Below are 4,506 nucleotides of genomic sequence, written 5' to 3'. Positions count from 1 at the left end.
TATTGTTAAAGAGGGCTTTGACCGGGATACGGTCTATCGCGTTCTGAGACTGGTGGATATCAGCGAATACAAACGTCGGCAGTCGGCTATTGGGGTGAGAATCACGCCGAGAGGTTTTGGTCGGGATCGCCGTTATCCGATCACCAATGGATGGAGACTTGGGGTTTAGGAATTTCCCGAACCAATTTTCACATAGCTTAAAGCATGATTTGCCACGGAGACACAGAGGCACGGAGTTTTTTAAAGCTTTCCTCCGTGTCTCTGTGTCTCCGTGGCAAAAAAAGAAGCCTCAAGTGAGACTAAGATAGCATTGATGCAGCTTTTCCAGCGAATGGTGCAGCTGCTCTAAAGAGCCGGTGTTATCCACAACATCATCGGCTTTGGCCACTCTCTGTTCCCGCTGGATTTGACTGTTGATGATCTGTCGGGTTTGTTCTTCCGTCATATTATCCCGGGCCATGGTTCTTTCTATTTGAACCTTCTCTGGAACGTCCACCACAAGCACCCGGTCCACCAGTTCATGCTGATTGGTTTCCAGTATCAGGGGAGAAACCAATACCGCATAGATTGATTCAGCATTATTCAGCTCATGGATAATCTGCTCCCGGATCAGCGGGTGCAGAAGCTTTTCAAGCCACTCTCTTTCATTTGCATCATCAAAAATAATGGTTCTCAGCTTTTTGCGATCAAGACTGCCACTGATAAGAATATCTGAGCCATAACGCTGCTCAATTTCAACCAGAGCTGGTTTTCCGGCCTCTACGACCACTCTGGCAGCGATATCGGCATCGACAATAGTAATGCCTTTACTGGCGAAATAATCAGTCACTGCCGTCTTACCACAGCCAATGCCACCGGTAACACCGATGGTCAAAGGTCTTTGGGATAAAGAAGAACCTGTTTTCATCAGCTCAGCCCCGAAAAGGTCAGGTAGGCTTCAATCAGCCTGTCTCCCCAGACCAGGGCGACAAAACCGGCGATGGCCAGGTACGGGCCAAAGGGAATAGGGTTGGATCGTTCCTGACGCTTCATAACGATCAACAGGACAGCGGCAATGGTTCCCACCAGGGAAGAGAGGAGAATGATTAGTGGTAACTTCATCCAGCCCAGCCATGCTCCCAGTGCTGCCAGAAGTTTGAAGTCACCGTACCCCATGCCTTCTTTGCCGGTAAGCAGCTTGAATACCCAGTAAACACTCCACAGGGAGAGATAACCGGCAACGGCTCCCCACAGAGCCTGTTCCAGGCTTACGACGAGACCAAAACTATTAACAATCAGTCCTGCCCAGAGGAGAGGAAGGGTAATATCGTCAGGCAGCAGTTGTGTATCGTAGTCAATCATGGTCAGGGTCAGCAGTGACCAGCCAAGCAGACAGAAAGCAAGGGTATGTAATGTGAAACCGTAGGTCAGGCCGATCACAACGGTCATGACGGCACTGATAATTTCAATGGCTGGGTAGCGAAAAGATATGGCGTTCTTACAGCCAGAACATTTCCCTCTCAGAAACAGATAGCTGATCACCGGAATGTTTTCCCAGGCACGGATTTTGTGCTGGCATGAAGGACAGGTGGAAGCCGGAACCATCAGGTTATAGGCCGGCAGCGGGTCCGGTTCTTTTTCCGGGTGTAAAATGGCTTCGCTTTGCTGCTGCCACTGTCTCTCCATCATGATGGGTAAGCGATGAATCACCACATTAAGAAAGCTGCCGACAATCAGGCCGATGATCGTCAGAACAAAGGCCAGGTAAGGCGTTGAGATCTCAAGAAGTTCAATAACCGGTGACATTTACAGGGTTCCCTGGTGGCATCAGTGTGGTTGGCCAATTCTTTTTCAGCCAACCGCCTGAGAAATTTTAATAGTCCAATATTGGCATGACTGTTCCCTGAATCAAACTCTTGGTTAGAGGGAGGCATCGTTTCTGGATGGTAAATTGTGATCGAACTCCCAAATCTGATCAGCGACCCTGACAGGGCAGACAGTGTTACTGATGTTCAGGAATAGATTCCGGGTTGGGCTGGTCAGATTAAGAATAAATTATTAAACCGAATACTTCGGACAGTTTTTGTCTGGGGATCTCGGGGGCTGTGGTGTTACAGGGTCTTTTTAGACAACTCTTCGATGACCCCGACTTGCTATTAAATGCCAGCGCTTAGTCACAGGCCTTGCCCCACGGGAACTAAGTTCTCGAAAAACTGTCTACATAAAAACAAGATTTTCGGGCTTGGGCTTAAAGAACCTGACTTTGTTATAGGGTCCGGGTTTACGACATCCGTCAATATGGATGCCAATAAATGCACTCCTGAAAAATCTGACCATAAAAAACTCGTGGAATTCAGAGGCTAACCAGATGGTCTGGCGATTTATGCCAACAATTCAGACCCTCCGAAGGGTGTTAACGCCAGAGTTACTGCACACAGTAAAAAACTCAGGTGAACAAATAGTCTTTTCTGTACTCCAATGTGGATATTTACGGTGAAGGAACTACCCATGACCTCAACAAGTCCCATATCATTGGCAAGCATTGTTTCTCAATCAGCCGAAGAGCGTAAACCTAATGAACCTGTTTTTATAAAGAACGGTAGGCGCAAGCTGTGTTTTGGGCGCTGTCCAAGTATAAGAATGGTTGATCAGAAATATCTGTTAGAACGGGCGGAAAATTCTGCAACAGGAAAAAATGAGGCTTTTGGACAAAGCTTTACCATCATTGCTATCCCTGACACAGTCCCCCCCGTTGCGTTGCGGAGGGGCATTGATCCCAACAGTGTAGAGGTGCGCATCGAGCAAAAAAGAGATATCCAGCACTATCAGAATATTTCCCATAAAAATATTGCGCCATTGCTGTGTGTTATTTCAAGCGATAAGCTCGGTCTGCTGGAGGTCTTCCCGCTGTACGATAGCGATCTTTTTGATTATATGTTGCTAAACAGCTATCGATCAGTGGATATCCGGAACTGGATGCGGCAGGTGAGTGAGGCTCTGGAATACTTGCATGAGAAGCGTATTGTTCACTCAGATGTCAAAATAGAAAATATTCTTATCCGGTCGGAAAACGATGAGAAAAAAGTTGCGTTAACAGACTTTGGATGGGCTGGTGAAGTTGGGACGTTTCTGATCTCTGCGACGTCGTATTGTGCGCCGGAAATTTCTTCTTTCTGGTGGAGAGGGGATACTTGTTACCTCCAGCAGGTGACTGATACAGAACTCAGGAAAAGATATGAGAGGGCCGTTGAGAATGATATCTGGTCCCTTGGCTTTGCAATCAGGAAGTTGATCGATTATTTCCACCCTGATGAGGAAAGCATAGCCGTTCGTAATTTCCTTAATGGTCAGGAGCATGGATCGCAAGCGGAAATCAATAAGTTAGTCAATGATCTGGTTGCACGGACAGGTAAAGATCTGGCTGTATCGAAAGAAAAACGGGATGTTGCTTATTGTCAGGTTGCAGATACAGAAGAAGCCCGCACGGAGATACGGGATCTGCTGCTGCTCGCCCAAAACATGATGGCAGCTGATCCGGCTAAAAGACCCGATAATGCAGTTATCAAACGCATGCCGGGAGCCCGACCGGACATGCCAGAAGCAATGCTTCAGTCGTCTGATACCATTTCCGCTTGCTAACGATGAGGCCTTTTGCATTATGAGTTTACCCCTTGTCTTCTGACGGTTTGTTGCTGGCAAGCTGAGTAATAACGGGTATGGTAATGGATGGTTAACCTGTCGCGAGTGATAACCGATTACTTACTGTCATCCGACTCCTCCTTAACGCTGACGCGTGTTTTTCTCGGCCAGTAACCATAAATGTCAACATGCCGATTGCCATTGAGCCATGACCCCAACGGGGATTTCCAGCGTAATGTTTTTTCGCCGTCGTGGAACAGTTCGAAAAAGTCAACGTTCAGTTCAATATCTGTTGCCTCCAGCGGAATATCGTGAAAACTGGCGGAGGAAAAACCGGTAACACTATCATCATCAACCACCTGAAGCCCTCCGGAGTCACGGTATCGAAGTTCCAGGTCCACATAGTACGATCCATGATTATTGATATAAATAGAGAAAGAGGTGATAGGCCTGATCCAGTTGGGTAATACCCGCTCACCATCAATGGAGGCGAAGGTGAAGGCCACGGGGGCCGGGCTGGTGTCCGCAGCAGGATCCGCAGGCCAGATAAAACTGGCGATCTGGCCACTGGTGCTGGTTCGATAATAACCCTGACTTACCTTGTTTATGGACATATAGCTTTGCAGCAACGGTTCATCTGCTGTGATCTTGAATTCTGAGTTTTTGGACTGTGCTCCAATGGACAGGCCGCTCTTGGCATAAATGACACTGGTAATCACGCCAAAGCGCTGGGCAATGCCATCGTATGGGCTGAGCATATTATTGTTGGCGGCGGTGTGCTTTAACAGATCCATATTGGCATTCATGGTATCCACCGGCGTTACCATATACTGATGTTCCGTCAGCTCCCAGTGGGCAAAAATAGAGCCCTGGCTGGAAAATTTCCAG

At 47.8% G+C, this 4,506-nt stretch carries 3 protein-coding genes and 2 pseudogenes; 2 read left to right on the top strand and 3 right to left on the bottom strand.

Annotated elements, in window-relative coordinates; all coding sequences use genetic code 11:
* Positions 1-169: pseudogene (locus RM811_RS13950) on the top strand (NAD+ synthase); the annotation flags it as partial.
* 120 nt (positions 170-289) lie between these two features.
* Here the strand turns inward: RM811_RS13950 and coaE are convergent.
* Together coaE and RM811_RS13940 are read right to left on the bottom strand one after the other, a co-directional pair.
* Positions 290-907: a dephospho-CoA kinase gene (gene coaE, locus RM811_RS13945; RefSeq protein WP_402525345.1), complete on the bottom strand. Its 618-nt coding sequence runs from the start codon at positions 905-907 to the stop codon at positions 290-292.
* Complete coding sequence (locus tag RM811_RS13940; protein ID WP_402525342.1) at positions 907-1,785, bottom strand: prepilin peptidase; 879 nt, start codon at positions 1,783-1,785, stop codon at positions 907-909. The genes coaE and RM811_RS13940 overlap by 1 nt, the downstream gene beginning before the upstream one ends.
* Positions 1,786-2,487: 702 nt before the next feature.
* Between RM811_RS13940 and RM811_RS13935 the strand changes: the two genes are divergently transcribed.
* Positions 2,488-3,618, top strand: coding sequence for a protein kinase domain-containing protein (locus RM811_RS13935; RefSeq protein ID WP_402525339.1), 1,131 nt, complete (start codon positions 2,488-2,490; stop codon positions 3,616-3,618).
* Positions 3,619-3,734: 116 nt separating this feature from the next.
* Here RM811_RS13935 and RM811_RS13930 read toward each other — a convergent pair.
* Positions 3,735-4,506 (bottom strand): annotated as a pseudogene (locus tag RM811_RS13930) (hypothetical protein); the annotation flags it as partial.

Origin of the sequence: Endozoicomonas sp., from assembly GCF_031844845.1 — a bacterium.
Taxonomy (GTDB): Bacteria; Pseudomonadota; Gammaproteobacteria; order Pseudomonadales; family Endozoicomonadaceae; genus Endozoicomonas.
Note: the sequence above shows the minus strand (reverse complement) of the source record. Positions and strands in the feature narration are given on the sequence as shown.